Genomic DNA, 15,690 nt, shown 5'->3' on the forward strand with positions numbered 1-15,690 from the left:
TCGAGTCAGATCATGCCGGACGGTCGGCCCCGTCGCGCGATGCCCCCGCCAGTTGGGCGCGCTCGCGGTGTTCGGCCGCCTTCCGTTCGTGGATCTCGGCCATCCGGAGGTGGTACTCCGGCGTGTGCTCCTCGTAGACGTCGGGGATGCCGTCCTCGTCCTCGTCGCGCTCCTCCTCGGCGATGAGCGCCTGGTAGTGGCGGACCCGCATCTTCAGCAGGACGGAGGCGAGGAGGGCCGCGACGAGCGAGCCGATGAGGACGGCGGCCTTCACCTCGTCGGTGAGCCGCTCGTCGCCGGCGAAGGCGAGTTCGCCGATGAGGAGCGAGACGGTGAAGCCGATGCCGGCGAGGGTGGCGACGGCGAAGACGTCGGGCCAGCGCAGGTCGGGGTTGAGCTCGGCCTTGGTGAAGCGGGCCGCGAGCCAGGTGCCGCCGAAGATGCCGACGGCCTTGCCGACGACGAGGCCGAGGACGACGCCGAGGGTGACGGGCTGGGTGAAGACGTCGCGGATCGCGCCGCCGGTGACGGTGACGCCGGCGGAGAAGAGCGCGAAGAGCGGCACGGCGAGGCCGGCCGAGATCGGGCGGACGAGGTGCTCGATGTGCTCGCCGGGGGAGTGCTCCTCGCCCTCGCGGGTGGTGCAGCGCAGCATCAGGCCCATGGCGACGCCGGCGATGGTGGCGTGGACGCCGCTGTTGTACATGAGGGCCCAGATGACCAGGGCCAGCGGCACGTACACGTACCAGCCGCGGACTTCCTTGCGGAGCAGGAACCAGAAGAGGACGAGGCCGGCGACGGCGCCGCCGAGGGCCGCGAAGTTCAGGTCGCTGGTGAAGAAGATCGCGATGATCAGGATCGCGAAGAGGTCGTCGACGACGGCGAGGGTGAGCAGGAAGGCGCGGAGCGCGGACGGCAGCGAGGTGCCGATGACGGCGAGGACGGCCAGCGCGAAGGCGATGTCGGTCGCGGTGGGGACGGCCCAGCCGTCCATGGAGCCGTTGCCGACCGTGTTGACCAGGACGTAGACGAGGGCGGGCGCGGCCATGCCGCAGAGGGCGGCGATGACGGGGAGCGCGGCGGCCTTGGGGTCGCGGAGCTCGCCCGCGACGAGCTCGCGCTTGAGCTCGATGCCGGCGACGAAGAAGAAGATCGCGAGCAGGCCGTCGGCGGCCCAGTGCTGGATGGAGAGGTCGAGTCCGAGGGCGGCCGGGCCTATGTGGAAGCCGCTGACGGAGTCGTAACTTTCCCCGAAGGTGTTCGCCCAGACGAGTGCGGCGACGGCGGCGACGAGGAGCAGGACACCGCCGACGGTCTCGGTGCGCAGGGCGTCGGCGACGTAGCGGTGCTCGGGGAGCGAGAGCCGGCCGAGGAACTTGCGGTCGGTCGGGGATGGCGCGGACACGTGGGGAACCTCCGTCAGGTGGGCAGGGCGAAGCACATGCCGACCAGACTTCCCGGCGCACCTTAGGTTTTCCTGTCGCGTCCTTGACGCGGTCCTTACTTTACCTAACGAGCCCCGGGATGTGTCCGGCGAGGTTCACTTTATGGAGATATGCAGCATTCGTCCCGCCGACTCGGTCGACGGGACGAATGCCTGCGGCGGGGGCTGTCAGTCCTCGCTGGACGCGGCCGGGAGCTGCGTCTGGATGAGCGACATGACCGAGGAGTCGGTCAGCGTGGTGACGTCGCCCAGCTCCCGGTTCTCCGCCACGTCACGCAGCAGACGGCGCATGATCTTGCCCGAGCGGGTCTTCGGCAGCTCCGCCACCGGCAGGATCCGCTTCGGCTTGGCGATCGGGCCGAGGGTCGCGCCGACGTGGTTGCGGAGCTCGGCGACGAGGTTCTCGTCGTTGGTCGCCGTGCCGCGCAGGATGACGAAGGCGACGATGGCCTGACCGGTCGTCTCGTCGGCGGCGCCGACGACGGCCGCCTCGGCGACGGCCGGGTGCGAGACGAGCGCCGACTCGACCTCGGTGGTGGAGATGTTGTGGCCCGAGACGAGCATGACGTCGTCGACGCGGCCGAGCAGCCAGATGTCGCCGTCCTCGTCCTTCTTCGCGCCGTCACCGGCGAAGTACTTGCCCTCGAAGCGGGACCAGTACGTGTCGATGTAGCGCTGGTCGTCGCCCCAGATGGTACGGAGCATCGACGGCCACGGCTCGGTGAGGACCAGGTAACCGCCGCCGCCGTTCGGGACCTCCTGGGCCTCGTCGTCGACGACGGTCGCGGAGATGCCCGGCAGGGCGCGCTGGGCGGAGCCCGGCTTGGTCTCGGTGACGCCCGGCAGCGGCGAGAGCATCATCGCGCCGGTCTCGGTCTGCCACCAGGTGTCCACGATCGGACACTTGTTCGCGCCGATGTGCTCGCGGTACCAGATCCAGGCCTCGGGGTTGATCGGCTCGCCGACCGAACCCAGCACGCGGAGGCTGGTGAGGTCGAACTTCGCGGGGATGTCGTCGCCCCACTTCATGAACGTGCGGATCAGCGTCGGCGCCGTGTAGAGGATGGTGACGCCGTACTTCTGCACGATCTCGAAGACCCGGCCCTGGTGCGGGGTGTCCGGGGTGCCCTCGTACATGACCTGCGTCGCGCCGTTGGCCAGCGGGCCGTAGACGATGTACGAGTGGCCGGTGACCCAGCCGATGTCGGCGGTGCACCAGTAGACGTCGGTCTCCGGCTTGAGGTCGAAGACGGCGTGGTGCGTGTACGCGGCCTGGGTCAGGTAGCCGCCGGAGGTGTGCAGGATGCCCTTCGGCTTACCCGTCGTCCCCGAGGTGTAGAGGATGAAGAGCGGGTGCTCGGCCGGGAAGGCCTCCGGGGTGTGCTCGGCGGACTGGCGGGTGACGATGTCGTCCCACCAGACGTCGCGGCCCTCGGTGAAGGCGGTCTCCTGGCCCGTACGGCGGACCACGAGGACGTGCTCGACCTGCGGGCACTTGGCGACGGCCTCGTCGATGGCCGGCTTCAGCGCGCTCGGCTTGCCGCGGCGGTAGCCGCCGTCGGCGGTGACGACCACCTTGGCGTCGGCGTCCTGGATACGGGAGGCCACGGCGTCGGCCGAGAAGCCGCCGAAGACCACCGAGTGGGCGGCGCCGATGCGGGCGCAGGCCAGCATGGTGACGGCCGCCTCGGGGATCATCGGCAGGTAGACGGCGACGCGGTCGCCCGCGCGGACGCCCAGCTCGGTCAGGGCGTTGGCGGCCTTGGAGACCTCGTCCTTGAGCTCGGCGTAGGTGATCGCGCGGCTGTCGCCCGGCTCGCCCTCGAAGTGGATGGCGACCCGGTCGCCGTTCCCGGCCTCGACGTGCCGGTCGACGCAGTTGTACGCCACGTTCAGCTCGCCGTCCGCGAACCACTTGGCGAACGGCGGGTTCGACCAGTCGAGTGTCTCGGTCGGCTCGGTGGCCCAACTCAGCCGCTTGGCCTGCTCGGCCCAGAAGCCCAGCCGGTCAGCCTTGGCCTGCTCGTACGCCTCCGCCGTCACATTGGCGTCCGCGGCCAGCTCGGCGGGCGGCGCGAATCGCCGCTCTTCCTTGAGCAGGTTGGCCAAGGATTCGTTGCTCACGACATCTCCCTTTCCCAGGGCGTCCTCTGTGCGTATGTGTCCCGCGTCATAGCTCACCAGTCGAAGGCCCGGGTGACAAGAGCAACCGGGTAATTGGTTTAGACCTGTGTTCCGACCGGCGAGTCGTCCGACATGCGGTGGCCCCTCCTTCCCGGGGGGCGGGAGAAGGGGCCACACAGTCTCACGGGCGGGAGGATCCGAAGGTTCAGCACACGCGGTGCCGCGCCTCCGGCTCAGGACGCGCGGGCCGTCTCCCGGTGCTCCGAGGGCAGGACCTGCGTGAAGACGTCGTCGTAGCTGTGCACCTCGTCCGTGCCCGAGAGCAGGTACGCCTGCGCCTCGCCCACGTGGAAGTACACGCCGTGCAGCGTGAGGCTGCCGTCGGCGAGACGGCGCGCCACCGACTCGTACGCCCGCAGGTGCTCCAGCTGCTGGACCACGTTGGTCAGGCAGAGCTGCTCGACGGCGTCGGCCGGCAGCCGCCCGGAGATCCGGGCCCAGGCGTGTCTTCTGCTCGCCATCCGCTCCAGGCTGGGCCGGCCGTGGCGCAGCCAGCGGCGCAGCGGGGTCCGGGGCGCCGTCAGGTCCTCCGGGCCACTGCCCAGCAGGGCCTGCATCGCGCCGCAGCCGGAGTGGCCGCAGACGGTGATGGACTCGACCCGCAGGACGTCCACGGCGTACTCGATCGCGGCCGCGACCGAGTCGTCGCCGCTCTCCTCGCCGGGGAGGGGGACGAGGTTGCCGACGTTCCGCACGGTGAACAGGTCGCCGGGGCCGCTTGAGGTGATCATGCTGGTGACCAGGCGGGAGTCGGCACAGGTCAGGAAGAGCTGCGAGGGGCGCTGGCCCTCCCGGGCGAGCCGGGCCAGCTCGTCCCTGACGAGCGGGGCCGTGTTCCGCTGGAACTTGCCGATGCCGCTGGCCAGGCGGAGCCCCGCGGCCTGGGCGGGCGCCTCGCTCTCGGGCCGCTCGGCGACCGGTTCCCCGCACTGGTGGTTGTGCCAGGGCGTCCAGGGGCGGCAGCAGGCGTGCGAGGCGGCGGCCGAGGCCGTGTCGGCGGAGGTGGCGGGCTCGGCGATGCGGACACCGGAGGGGTTGGTCGTCTCGACCGTGCCGCCGTGGGCGATGTGCCCGCTGGTCCAGTCGCTCAGCGTCTCGTAGGCCGCGTGGTCCATGAACGAGCCGTCCAGCTCGACCACCACGTGGGAACCCTGGGGCAGTTGGTGCAGCGCCCTGCTGAGCCGGGGGACGGCGAGGAAGGTCAGCTGGCCGCGGACGCGCAGGAGTTGGTGCCCGTCGCGCTCCTCGCGGGTGATCCGGGTCCGGGCGAGCCGGTGCAGGGCGACCGCGATGGCCACGGCGATGCCGAGGGCGACCCCCTCCAGGATGCCGATCAGGGTGACGCCGGTCAGGGTCACCGCGTACACGACGACCTCGCGGTGACGCGTGACGCTGCGGATGTGGGTGATGCTGACCATCTGGACGCCGACGACCATGACGAGGGCGGCGAGCGCGGGCAGCGGGATCAGGTCGAGGGCCGGCGTGAGCAGCAGGGCCGCGAGCACGACCCACAGGCCGTGCAGCATCGTGGACGTACGGCTCACGGCGCCGGCCGAGACGTTGGCGACGCTGCGGACCGCGACACCGGCGACCGGGAGGCCGCCGAGCACGCCGGAGACGACGTTTGCCGCGCCCTGACCGGCGAGTTCGCGGTCGAGGTCCGCGCGCGGGACCCCGGCGCCGCGGTCCTCGCGGGCGGCGACGAGCTTGTCGACGGCGACGGCGGAGAGCAGCGACTGCACGCTCGTGACCAGCGTGATCGTGAGCACGCCGGCCGCGATGCCGAGCACCGGGCCCTCGGGCAGCCCCGGCAGGGCGTGGCTGCTCCAGGACGGCAGGTCGACGCGGGGCACGGCGAGCCCGGCGAACGCCGCCACCGCCGTCGCCCCCACCACCGCGACGAGCGCGGCCGGCAGCTTCCGGGCGAGGCGCCCGGCCCGGCCGGGCAGTCTCGGCCAGCCGAGCAGGACGGCCACCGTGAGAGCGCTGATGGCGAGCGCGGCCGGCTGGGCGTGCGCCAACTGGGCGGGCAGGCCCAGGGCGTTGGCCACGGCCGAGCTCTGCGGGGTGCCGCCGAGCACGATGTGGAGCTGGGCGAGGGCGATGGTGACGCCGATGCCGGCCAGCATGCCGTGCACGATCGCGGGGGAGACCGCGAGGGCCGAGCGGGCCACGCGCAGGGCGGACAGGGCGAGTTGGGTGAATCCGGCGAGGACGGTGATGGCGCAGGTGGTGCGCCAGCCGTAGCGCTGGATGAGCTCGGCGGTCACGACGGTGAGACCGGCGGCGGGTCCGCTCACCTGGAGCGGGGCGCCGCCGAACCGGCCGGCGACGATGCCGCCGACGGCGGCGGCGACCAGGCCGGACTGGAGCGGGGCTCCGGTGGCGAGCGCGATGCCCAGGGAGAGGGGCAGGGCGATCAGGAAGACGGCGACCGAGGCGGAGAGGTCCGCGCCGGCGATGCGGAAGCGGCGCGGTCCGTCCGGCGGGCTGTGGGGCCGCTGGACTCGGGGCCGGGTGGTCGTGCGGGCGGGGGTGCAGAGGGTCATGTTCCCGTCTCCTCCGGGGCAGCGCGGTCGCGGCTCGTGCGGGGTGATGCGGCGGGGACACCGAAGAGCTAACTCTCGGTAAATGGATAGTAATGGAGAGTAAAGACTGCGGCATTATTTTCAGGGCAAATAGGGCAATGATTCACCGGTTCCGGTGACAGAACGTGCGCATGCCGCTTGTCGTTGACGCTCCCAGGTCCCGGCGGTGCGACCTTGACGCCGCTTGTACGGAAATCCGAGGAACCGAGGAGAGGTGCGGGGATGACAGCCGCCGGGAGAACGACCACAGTCCAGAAGAGGGCGCTCGCCGTCGGCGCCCTCGTCCTGGCTCTCGCCACCGGCCTCGCCGGCTGCTCGGGCTCCGACGGCGCCGAAGCGGGCACGAAGGGCGCGCCGGGCGGCGCGGGCGGCAAGAAGGGCCCGGCCGCCGCGCCTCAGGCCGCGCCCCGGCTGATCGGCGACGGCTCCACCGCCTTCACGGGGGCGCAGCCGCACCAGCCCGTCTGGAAGCGGCTGAAGCCGGGGGAGACCCCGCCGCAGTTCGTGGTCTTCTCGTGGGACGGCGCGGGCGAGGACAGCCAGAAGCTCTTCTCGCACTTCCGTTCAGTGGGGAAGAAGTACGACGCGAAGATGACGTACTTCCTCAGCGGTGTGTACCTGCTCCCGGAGGACAAGCGGAAGCTCTACGACCCGCCGCAGCACAGCGCGGGCCGCTCGGACATCGGCTTCAACGACGTCGAGGGCATCCGTGACACCGTCCGCGAACTCCGCGGCGCGTGGCTGGAGGGCAACGAGGTGGGCACCCACTTCAACGGGCACTTCTGCGGGGCGGACGGCGGCGTCGGCACCTGGTCCGTCGAGGAGTGGAAGAGCGAGATCTCCCAGGCGAAGTCCTTCGTCAAGAACTGGAAGTCGAACGCCGGCCTCCGCGCGGAGCAGCCGCTGCCCTTCGACTACGACAAGGAACTCGTCGGCGCCCGCACCCCCTGCCTCGAAGGGCGGAAGAACTTCGTCCGGGCCGCGGCGGAGCTGGGCTTCCGCTACGACACGAGCGGTGTGAACGACCAGATCTGGCCCAAGCGGGAGCTGGGCCTCTGGGACCTGTCGATGCAGCTCGTCCCGGTCCCGGGCCGCGCGTTCCAGACGCTCTCGATGGACTACAACTTCCTCGTCAACCAGTCCCCCGGTACGACGCAGGGCGACTCCTCGCAGCACCAGTACTGGGGCGACCAGATGCGGGACGGCCTGGTGCAGGCCTTCGAGCGCTCCTACCGGGGCAACCGCGCGCCGCTCATCATCGGCAACCACTTCGAGTCCTGGAACGGCGGCACGTACATGCGTGCCATCGAGGAGACCATCGCGACCGTCTGCGTACAGAAGGACGTCGAGTGCGTGTCCTTCCGGCAGCTCGCCGACTGGCTCGACGCGCAGGACCCCGAGGTGATCGCCAAGATGCGGACCCTGAAGGTCGGCGAAGCCCCCCAGGGCGGCTGGCGCACCTTCCTGGCCGCCCAGCCGCCCGCCCCCGTCTCCGCCCCGGCGCCCGCCAAGCAGGCCGCGCAGCACTGAGCCTCTCGGACACCACGAACCCGGGGTCGACCTGCGCCGCCAGGTCGACCCCGGGCCCCTTTCTCTTCCGCTCTCTTCCGCCTCGCTCGCGCCGCTGGGCGTCAGCCGAGAGCGGGTGCGACCAGCGGTTCACCCAGCACGAACCCGGGATCGACCTGTGCCGCCAGGTCGGCCCCGGTCTTGGCGTTGCCCCAGCTCTCCGCGTTGCGGAGGTGGAAGTGGACCATCTGGCGGGTGTAGCGCTCCCAGTCGCGGTGCGCGTACGAGTCGTCGGCCGCGTCCTGGAGGGCCTGGAGCGCCATGCGGTTGTCCGCCTCCAGGAGTTCGAAGCGCGGCGGGCGGCCCTTCTCCATCGCGCGGACCCAGTCCGAGTGGCCCACCGTCACGAGCAGGTCCTCGCCGACCTCCGCGCGCAGGAAGTCGAGGTCGTCCTGGCCCTGCACCTTGTTGCCGACGACCTTGAGCGCGACGCCGAAGTCCCGCGCGTACTCCTTGTACTGGCGGTAGACGGAGACGCCCTTGCGGGTCGGCTCGGCGACCAGGAAGGTCATGTCGAAGCGGGTGAAGAGGCCGGAGGCGAAGGAGTCGGAGCCCGCCGTCATGTCGACGACGACGTACTCGTCGACCCCGTCCACCAGGTGGTTGAGGCAGAGCTCCACCGCGCCGACCTTGGAGTGGTAGCAGGACACCCCGAGGTCCGACTCCGTGAAGGGGCCGGTCGCCATCAGCCGGACGTCGCCGTCGTCGAGCGGGACCGTGCGCGCGCAGGCCTCGTACACCGGGTTCTCCTCGCGGACCCGCAGCAGCCGCGAACCCTCCCCGGGCGGCGTCGTCTTGATCATCGTGTCCGCGGAGACGATCCGCGGGTTGGAGCCCCGCAGGTACTCCTTGATGAGCGGCAGGTGCGCGCCCATCGCGGGCATCGCGGCGGCCTCGGACTCGGGCAGCCCGAGCGCCGCACCCAGGTGCTGGTTGATGTCGGCGTCGACGGCGACGACGGGGTACTCGGTGGCTGCGAGGTGGCGGATGAAGAGCGAGGACAGCGTCGTCTTGCCGCTGCCGCCCTTCCCGACGAAAGCGATCTTCATGTTCACCTAGCGTAGTGGCATGAGTGCGCGGTGTGGTCAAGATGCGTGAAGAAGACCACTCCATCGTGGGGCGGGGCACCGGGGCGCGTAGCCTCCCTACTTATGAGTACGCACGCCTCTGACCCCTTGGCCGCCCTCGGTTCCCTGCCGGGCGTCGCCGACGCGGTGGACTCCGTACGCAAGGCCGTCGACCGGGTCTACGGCCACCGCGTGATGCGCCGCCGCAGCAACGAGATCTCCTCCGAGGCCGCGCTGCGCGGGGCCCGCGGCTCGGCCGCCCTGTCCGGCGCCGACTGGGCCCTGGAAGAGGTCCGCCGGCGCACCGACTTCAGCGCCGACGCCGAGGCCCGCACGGTCGGCGCCGCCCTGCGCCTGGGCGCGGAGGCGGGCCAGCTGCTCTCCATCTGGCGCCAGTCGCCCCTGCGCGTCCTCGCCCGCCTCCACCTGGTCGCCGCGGGCGACGCCGGTGTCCCGGGCGGTGGCCCGGGCGACTCCGTCGGGCGTCCGCGCCTCGACGGCGAGACGGTCGACGAGCCGTTGGTCCAGGCCCCGCTGCCGACGCCCGCCGAGGTCGCCGGCCGTCTCGACGGCCTCGCGGAGCTGATCGTCACGGGCAGCGAGGCCCCGGCGCTCGTGACGGCCTCGGTCGTCCACGCCGAACTGCTCGCCCTGCGCCCCTTCACCTCGTACAACGGGCTGGTCGCGCGCGCGGCCGAACGGATCGCGCTGGTCGGCAGCGGTCTCGACCCCAAGGCCATCTGCCCCGCGGAGGTCGGCCACGCCGAGCAGGGGCGCGCGGCCTACCTCGCCGCGTTCGAGGGCTATCTGTCGGGCACCCCGGAGGGCGTCGGCGCCTGGATCGCGCACTGCGGCCGCTCGGTCGAGCTGGGAGTCCGTGAATCGACGGCCGTCTGCGAGGCGCTCCAGCGCGGCGCGGCCTGAGAATTCCCGGGCCCGGAAAGCCGAGGCTTTCCGGGCCCGGAAAGGGTTGCGGCGGCACCAGGTCAGGTACCGCCGCTGGCACGTCTACCCAGTTACCATGCGTCCTCGATATGTGCCCATCAGGCCGGGAACTTTGCCCATGGCCTGGTGTGGCTGGCCCGTAATCGACGGGTCGACGTCGCGTGGGTGCTCGGTTTCTGTGCTAGGTCCGTGGGGCCTTCATGCTCAACAGGTGATCCTCTCGGATGTCCTTGGTCTCGCGGGCCTGCTTCCTTTCTACTCCTGTCGGAGGGGAAGCGAAAGTGGTGACTCCGCTTCTTTGCTCTTGACTCAAATTCGGGCAAAGCCCTCGGCAAGCCGATGGGCCCGCACCGCCTGGCGCCGCCGGGAGGCGTACCAGACCAGCCCGGCGGTGGCCGCCGCCGCACCCACGGCCGCCGCCGCGACGAGCGCCGGACGCGGCGGCATCCGGAACTCGGGCAGCCGCTGCTTGAGGCGCACCGGCTTCTCGAAGGAGAGCACCGGCCACTCCCGCGTGACGGCCTCGCGCCGCAGCGTGCGGTCGGGGTTGACCGCGTACGGGTGCCCGACGGCCTCCAGCATGGGGATGTCGGTCGCCGAGTCGCTGTACGCGTAGCACCGGGAGAGGTCGTAGCCCTCCGACTCGGCGAGCTCGCGGACGGCCTCCGCCTTGGTGGGTCCGTAGGCGTAGTACTCCACCTCCCCGGTGAAGCAGCCGTCCTCGCCGACCACCATCCGGGTGGCGACGACACGGTCGGCCCCGAGCATCTCGCCGATCGGCTCGACGACCTCGGCACCGGAGGTCGAGACGATCACGACGTCGCGGCCGGCGGCGTGGTGCTCTTCGATGAGGGAGGCGGCCTCGTCGTAGATGATCGGGTCGATCAGGTCGTGCAGGGTCTCGGCGACGAGCTCCTTGACCTGGGAGACGTTCCAGCCTTTGCAGAGCGCGGAAAGATATTCACGCATCCGCTCCATCTGGTCGTGATCGGCTCCGCCGACCAGGAAGACGAACTGGATGTAGGCCGTCCGCAGGGCGGCGCGGCGGCTGATCAGTCCGCCCCGGTAGAAGGACTTGCTGAAGGTCAGCGTCGAGGACTTCGCAATGACCGTCTTGTCCAGGTCAAAGAAGGCGGCTGTGCGCGGCAAGGAGTGGTTTTCCACAACGCTGAGCATAGGTGCCCGCCATTCGGCGTACGCTGGGGCGCGTGGGTTTGCCTGAGAAGGCTCTCGGGTACACCATGGAAGTCACGGATCGTTCGCGACCGTGCTAACCCGGTCCGGCTCCTCCCCCCCCGAGTCGGCCGGAAAGACGACCCCCGCTCTCCCCCCCGGCGGGGGTCGTCGCATGTCCGGAGCCGTTTTGGCGCTCCGCCTCATCACTCTCTCCTCTGTCTGCGCGTCGTGGCCGCGAGCCGGCCAGGCTGCTGTCGAGCACTCGATTCGTCACTCAGAGTAACCATGGGGCTGCGCTTCGGGAAGTCCCCGGAGGAGTGGTCGAGATATTCACAGGCGCTTGGTTATCCACAGTTTTTTGTTGGGTTCCGCACGATTTCCCGTACGGCCTCACGGTGATTCCTGTCGCGAAGTTCGCGGACGACGGGAATCACGAGAGGGGTGGGTGCCGTGGAGACGACAACGACTTCCGGGGCCGGGAGCGGGAAGACGTCGCGTGGGGCGACTTCGGCGGGCGCGGGGGAGCCGCGGCGGGCCGGGCCCCTGATCGTCACCGAGGATCTCGCGCTCCTCGACGACCTGCTGAGGCTGTGCGCGGCCGCCGGCGTCGATCCCCAGGTGCATCACCGGGTGCCGGAGCGACGGGCCAGCTGGACCGATCCGCCGCTCGTCCTCCTCGGCGAAGACGTGGCGACCCGCTGCAGGGCGGCGGCGCGCAGGCCCGGGGTCGTCCTGGTCGGCCGAGAGCAGGACGACCCGGCGGTCTGGCGGCTCGCCGTCGAGGTCGGCGCGGAGTCCGTGCTGCGTCTGCCGGAGGCGGAGGGCCTCCTCGTCGGGCGCATCGCCGACGCGGCCGAGGGCGGGGGACGCCAGGCACTGACCGTCGGGGTCGTCGGCGGCAGGGGCGGTGCCGGGGCCTCCACCCTGGCCTGCGGCCTCGCCCTGGCCGCCGCGCGGACCGGGCGGCGCACGCTGCTCGTCGACGGAGACCCGCTGGGCGGGGGACTCGACGTGTTGCTCGGCGGCGAGCGCGAGGACGGCAGACGCTGGCCCGACTTCGCCGCCTCGAAGGGCCGGCTCGCCGGCGGCGCCCTGGAGGAGTCCCTGCCCTCGGTGCGGGGTGTGCGGGTGCTGAGCTGGGGCAGGGAGCCGGCCGCGTCCGTGCCGCCGGAGGCCGTGCGGTCCGTGCTCGGCGCCGCGCGCCGACGCGGCGGGATCGTCGTGGTCGACCTGCCGCGCGGGGGCGACGAGGCGGCTGTGGAGGCCCTGACCCAGCTCGACCTCGGACTGCTCGTCGTACCGGGAGAGCTGCGCGCGGTCGCGGCGGCCCATCGGGTGGCCATGGCCCTCGGCATGGTCGTGCGCGACCTGCGGGCCGTGGTCCGCGGGCCGTACGCCGCCGGGATCGACGACCTCTGGGTCGCTGACGCGCTGCGGCTTCCCCTGGCGGGCGAGCTCCCCTACGACCCGGGGATCGTCGCCGACCAGGACGCCGGAGTGCCGCCGGGGGCGGAGCCCCGCGGGGCGCTCGGCCGGTTCTGCACCGCCTTCTGGGAGCGCGCGCTCGTCCCCGGAGGTGCGGTGTGAACGGGGTGACGGGCTCCGGTGGCGCCGTCCTGCTCGACGCCGTGCGGCAGCGGCTCGCCGCGAGCGGCGCCGATCCGACCCCCGCGCGTGTGGCGGCGGCCCTGCGGGCTCAGGGACGGCTCCTCGGCGACGCGGAGGTGCTCGGCGCGGCCGAGGAGCTGAGGTGCGAGCTGATCGGCACCGGGCCGCTGGAGCCGCTGCTCGCCGATCCGGCGGTCACCGACGTCCTCGTCTCGGCACCCGACCGGGTGTGGGTGGACCGGGGCGCCGGTCTCGAAAGGGCCCCGGTGTCCTTCCCCGACGCCACCGCCGTACGGCGGCTCGCGCAGCGCCTGGCCGCGGTGGCGGGGCGCAGGCTCGACGACGCCAGGCCCTGGGTGGACGCGCGGCTGCCCGACGGCACCCGCATGCACGCGGTGCTGCCGCCGGTGGCGGTCGGCTCGACCTGTCTCTCCCTGCGGGTCGTGCGGCCGCGCGCCTACTCCCTGGAGGAACTGGTGCGGGCGGGCACCGTGCCTCCGGGCGGGGACACGGTCCTGCGGGCGCTGATCGACGCCAGGGTGTCGTACCTGGTCAGCGGCGGCACGGGCACAGGGAAGACCACGCTGCTCGCCTCCCTGCTGGGCTTCGTGGGGGAGCGGGAGCGGATCGTGCTGGCCGAGGACTCGGCGGAGCTCCGGCCGGACCATCCGCACGTGGTGCGGCTGGAGGCGCGGCCCGCCAACCAGGAGGGCGCGGGGCTCGTGACCCTGCGGGACCTGGTCCGCCAGGCGCTGCGGATGCGGCCCGACCGGCTCGTGGTCGGCGAGGTCAGGGGCGGCGAGGCCGTCGACCTGCTCGCCGCCCTCAACACGGGCCACGAGGGCGGCTGCGGGACGGTTCACGCCAATACGGCGGCGGACGTGCCGGCCCGTCTGGAAGCGCTCGGGACGGCGGCCGGGCTCGACAGGGCCGCCCTGCACAGCCAGCTGGGCGCCGGGCTCTCGGCGGTGGTGCACCTCGTGCGGGACCGGGACGGGCGGCGGCGGATCTCCGAGATCCACGTCCTGGAGCGGGACAGGGACGGGCTCGTGCGGACGGTCCCCGCCCTGCGCTGGGGCGTCGACGGATTCACGCACGAGCGGGGCTGGGAGCGGCTGCGGTCGCTGATCGGAGGCGGGGCATGGTGACGACGGCGGCGGCGGAGGGGGCGGCGGTGCTCTGCGCGGGCTTCCTCCTGTGGTGGGCGGCGGAGCGGCGGCGCGTTGCGGGCCGGACGAGGGCAGTCCTGGCGGGCGCCTTTCCCGAGGAGTACGACGAGCGCGAGGTGTCGTCCCCGAGGGCGGTGGCCGCGCGATGGTGGGGCCTGGCGCGGGGGCGGCGCGCCTGGCTGTGTCTGCCGGTGGCGGGGGTGATCGCGCTCCTGGGCGAGTCGCCGCTGCCGCTCGTGGCCGGCGCGCTCGCCGTGCCGTTGCTGACGCGACGGCTGCGGGCGGCCGGGCGGCGGAAGGAGCGGGAGGCGCGGGCCGATCGGGTGGTGGCCCTGTGCGGGGCCGTCGCGGGTGAGCTGAGAGCCGGATGGCAGCCGGCCCAGGCGCTGACCTTCGCGGCCCGGCAGACGGGGGCGCTGGGCGAGGAGGAGGCCGAGGTGCTCGCCGCCGCGCGGTTCGGCGGCGACGTGCCGGAGGCCCTGCGGAAGGCGGCCGGGCGGGACGGGGCCGACGGTCTCGCGGGTCTGGCGGCGTGCTGGCAGGTGGCCGTGGACGGCGGGGCGGGCCTCGCGGCGGGGCTCGACCGGCTGGAGGCGGCTCTGCGGAGCCACGGGGAGCAGAGGGACCGGCTGCGGGCCGAGCTGGCCGGGTCCTGGGCGACGGTGACGGTCCTCGCGGCCCTCCCGGTGGCCGGGCTCGCCCTAGGAGCCGCGCTGGGCGCCGATCCCCTGCGGGTGTTGCTGCACACGCCGGCCGGCCTCGGGTGCCTGGCGGTCGGCGGGTCACTGGAAGCGGTCGGGCTGTGGTGGGCCGCGCGGATCGTCAGGGGAGGGGAGCGGACATGAGGTCGGTGGTTCAGGCCGCGGAGCTCTTGATGGTGGTCATGGGGCTGTACGCGCAGGCCGTCTGGGAGGAGGTCGTGCGCCTGCGACGGGCGCGAGGGACCCGACGGCGGGTGACGGACCTGCTGGGGGCGCCCGCGCCTCGGCCGCCACGGTTCCCGAGGCCCGACGGCGGGTGGCCGCCGTGGCTGCGGCACGGGGGTGTCCCGTTCGCGGCAGCGGTCCTCGGCGGGGTGCTGCTCGGCTGGCTCGGTGGGTTGTGCGCCGGTGTCCTCGCCGTCTGTGCCACGCGGTGGCGGGAGAAGGAGAACCGGCCCGCCACCGCGGCGGAAGAGGAGGCGGCGGTACGTCACCTGCCGCTCGCGGCGGATCTGCTGGCTGCGTGCGCCTCGGCGGGGGCGAGTCCCGGCGAGGCGGCGGAGGCGGTCGGGCGATCCCTGGGAGGCGCCCTCGGGGAGCGCCTGGCGCGTACGGCGGCCGAGTTGCGGCTCGGTGGCGAACCGGTCGAGGTGTGGCGGAGGTTCGGCGCGATACCGGGCGCGGAGGGGCTGGCTCGCTGCATGGAGCGGGCCGGTTCCTCGGGCGCCCCCGCCGCGGAGGCCGTGGCCCGGCACGCGGCCGGCCTGCGGGCGGCCCGGGCCCGCGCGGCGGCGGCCCGGGCGCGCCGGGCACAGGTGCTCATCAGCGCGCCCGTGGGGCTCTGCTTCCTGCCCGCCTTCCTGGCGGTGGGAGTGGCCCCGGTGGTGATCGGACTGGCGACGGGACTGATGGACGGATGAATCCCACCAAGAGGAAAGGCAAGGAGATCGACATGGCCGAGATGGCGGAGATGACGGGGACGACCGAGATGGCGCGAGTGGCGGAGACGGCGGACGTGAAGGCGCGCGGGTCGACGAGGAGGGCCGTACGGGACTGGTGGCGGGCCCGACGGAAGGCCGTGCGGGAGGACGCGGGGATGACGACCTCCGAGTACGCGGTGGGGACCGTCGCCGCGGCGGCCTTCGCCGCGGTGCTCTACAAGATCGTGACGAGCGGGGCCGTCTCGGGCGCCCTCGAGTCCGTGATCGGCAAGGCCCTCGATGCGCCGTTCTGACCGGG

The 15,690-nt window shown here is 72.6% G+C and carries 12 protein-coding genes; 7 read left to right on the forward strand and 5 right to left on the reverse strand.

The genetic code is table 11. The features are described from left to right. Nucleotides 1-10 precede the first annotated feature (10 nt). The 3 genes from nhaA to ACFC0Z_RS29545 all read right to left on the reverse strand — a co-directional run bounded on the left by nhaA (nt 11) and on the right by ACFC0Z_RS29545 (nt 6,177). The gene (nhaA, locus tag ACFC0Z_RS29535; protein ID WP_376444256.1) at nt 11-1,405 is read right to left on the reverse strand and encodes a Na+/H+ antiporter NhaA; all 1,395 of its coding nucleotides are present in this window, start codon (nt 1,403-1,405) and stop codon (nt 11-13) included. 207 nt (nt 1,406-1,612) lie between these two features. Then, nucleotides 1,613-3,568, reverse strand: a complete 1,956-nt coding sequence (gene acs, locus ACFC0Z_RS29540; RefSeq protein ID WP_376444259.1) for an acetate--CoA ligase — start codon at nt 3,566-3,568, stop codon at nt 1,613-1,615. A 233-nt stretch (nt 3,569-3,801) separates the two neighbouring features. Then, complete coding sequence (locus ACFC0Z_RS29545; protein WP_376444262.1) at nt 3,802-6,177, reverse strand: bifunctional SulP family inorganic anion transporter/carbonic anhydrase; 2,376 nt, start codon at nt 6,175-6,177, stop codon at nt 3,802-3,804. A 261-nt stretch (nt 6,178-6,438) separates the two neighbouring features. On the opposite strand from ACFC0Z_RS29545, the gene ACFC0Z_RS29550 reads away from it, so the two are divergent. After that, a complete protein-coding gene (locus ACFC0Z_RS29550; RefSeq protein WP_376444265.1) occupies nt 6,439-7,746 on the forward strand; it encodes a hypothetical protein in 1,308 nt (435 codons plus the stop codon). Between the two features lie 101 nt (nt 7,747-7,847). Here the strand turns inward: ACFC0Z_RS29550 and ACFC0Z_RS29555 are convergent, their stop codons facing one another. After that, nucleotides 7,848-8,834 carry an ATP-binding protein gene (locus ACFC0Z_RS29555; protein ID WP_376444268.1) on the reverse strand — a complete coding sequence of 329 codons (987 nt, stop codon included), beginning with the start codon at nt 8,832-8,834 and terminating at the stop codon, nt 7,848-7,850. Nucleotides 8,835-8,936: 102 nt separating this feature from the next. Here ACFC0Z_RS29555 and ACFC0Z_RS29560 point away from each other — a divergent pair, with 102 nt between their 5' ends. Beyond that, complete coding sequence (locus ACFC0Z_RS29560; protein ID WP_376444271.1) at nt 8,937-9,776, forward strand: oxidoreductase; 840 nt, start codon at nt 8,937-8,939, stop codon at nt 9,774-9,776. A gap of 330 nt (nt 9,777-10,106) precedes the next feature. On the opposite strand, the gene ACFC0Z_RS29565 is transcribed toward ACFC0Z_RS29560, so the two are convergent. After that, complete coding sequence (locus tag ACFC0Z_RS29565; RefSeq protein ID WP_376444272.1) at nt 10,107-10,973, reverse strand: HAD family hydrolase; 867 nt, start codon at nt 10,971-10,973, stop codon at nt 10,107-10,109. A 543-nt stretch (nt 10,974-11,516) separates the two neighbouring features. Here ACFC0Z_RS29565 and ssd point away from each other — a divergent pair. Genes ssd through ACFC0Z_RS29590 form a run of 5 tightly spaced genes read left to right on the forward strand, consistent with a single transcriptional unit; the run spans nt 11,517 to nt 15,685 of the window. Further along, nucleotides 11,517-12,560 carry a septum site-determining protein Ssd gene (gene ssd, locus ACFC0Z_RS29570; protein ID WP_376444612.1) on the forward strand — a complete coding sequence of 348 codons (1,044 nt, stop codon included), beginning with the start codon at nt 11,517-11,519 and terminating at the stop codon, nt 12,558-12,560. After that, the gene (locus ACFC0Z_RS29575; protein WP_376444274.1) at nt 12,557-13,729 is read left to right on the forward strand and encodes a TadA family conjugal transfer-associated ATPase; all 1,173 of its coding nucleotides are present in this window, start codon (nt 12,557-12,559) and stop codon (nt 13,727-13,729) included. The genes ssd and ACFC0Z_RS29575 overlap by 4 nt, the downstream gene beginning before the upstream one ends. Continuing rightward, nucleotides 13,723-14,595, forward strand: a complete 873-nt coding sequence (locus ACFC0Z_RS29580; protein WP_376444277.1) for a type II secretion system F family protein — start codon at nt 13,723-13,725, stop codon at nt 14,593-14,595. The genes ACFC0Z_RS29575 and ACFC0Z_RS29580 overlap by 7 nt, the downstream gene beginning before the upstream one ends. Next, nucleotides 14,592-15,371: a type II secretion system F family protein gene (locus ACFC0Z_RS29585; protein WP_376444279.1), complete on the forward strand. Its 780-nt coding sequence runs from the start codon at nt 14,592-14,594 to the stop codon at nt 15,369-15,371. Before ACFC0Z_RS29580 ends, ACFC0Z_RS29585 begins: the two co-directional genes overlap by 4 nt. A 32-nt stretch (nt 15,372-15,403) precedes the next feature. Then, entirely contained in the window at nt 15,404-15,685 is a 282-nt protein-coding gene (locus ACFC0Z_RS29590; RefSeq protein WP_376444282.1) for a DUF4244 domain-containing protein, read from the forward strand. The last annotated feature ends 5 nt before the right edge of the window (nt 15,686-15,690 follow it).

It is taken from the genome of Streptomyces sp. NPDC056144 (assembly GCF_042264145.1).
In the GTDB taxonomy this organism is placed as follows: Bacteria; Actinomycetota; Actinomycetes; order Streptomycetales; family Streptomycetaceae; genus Streptomyces.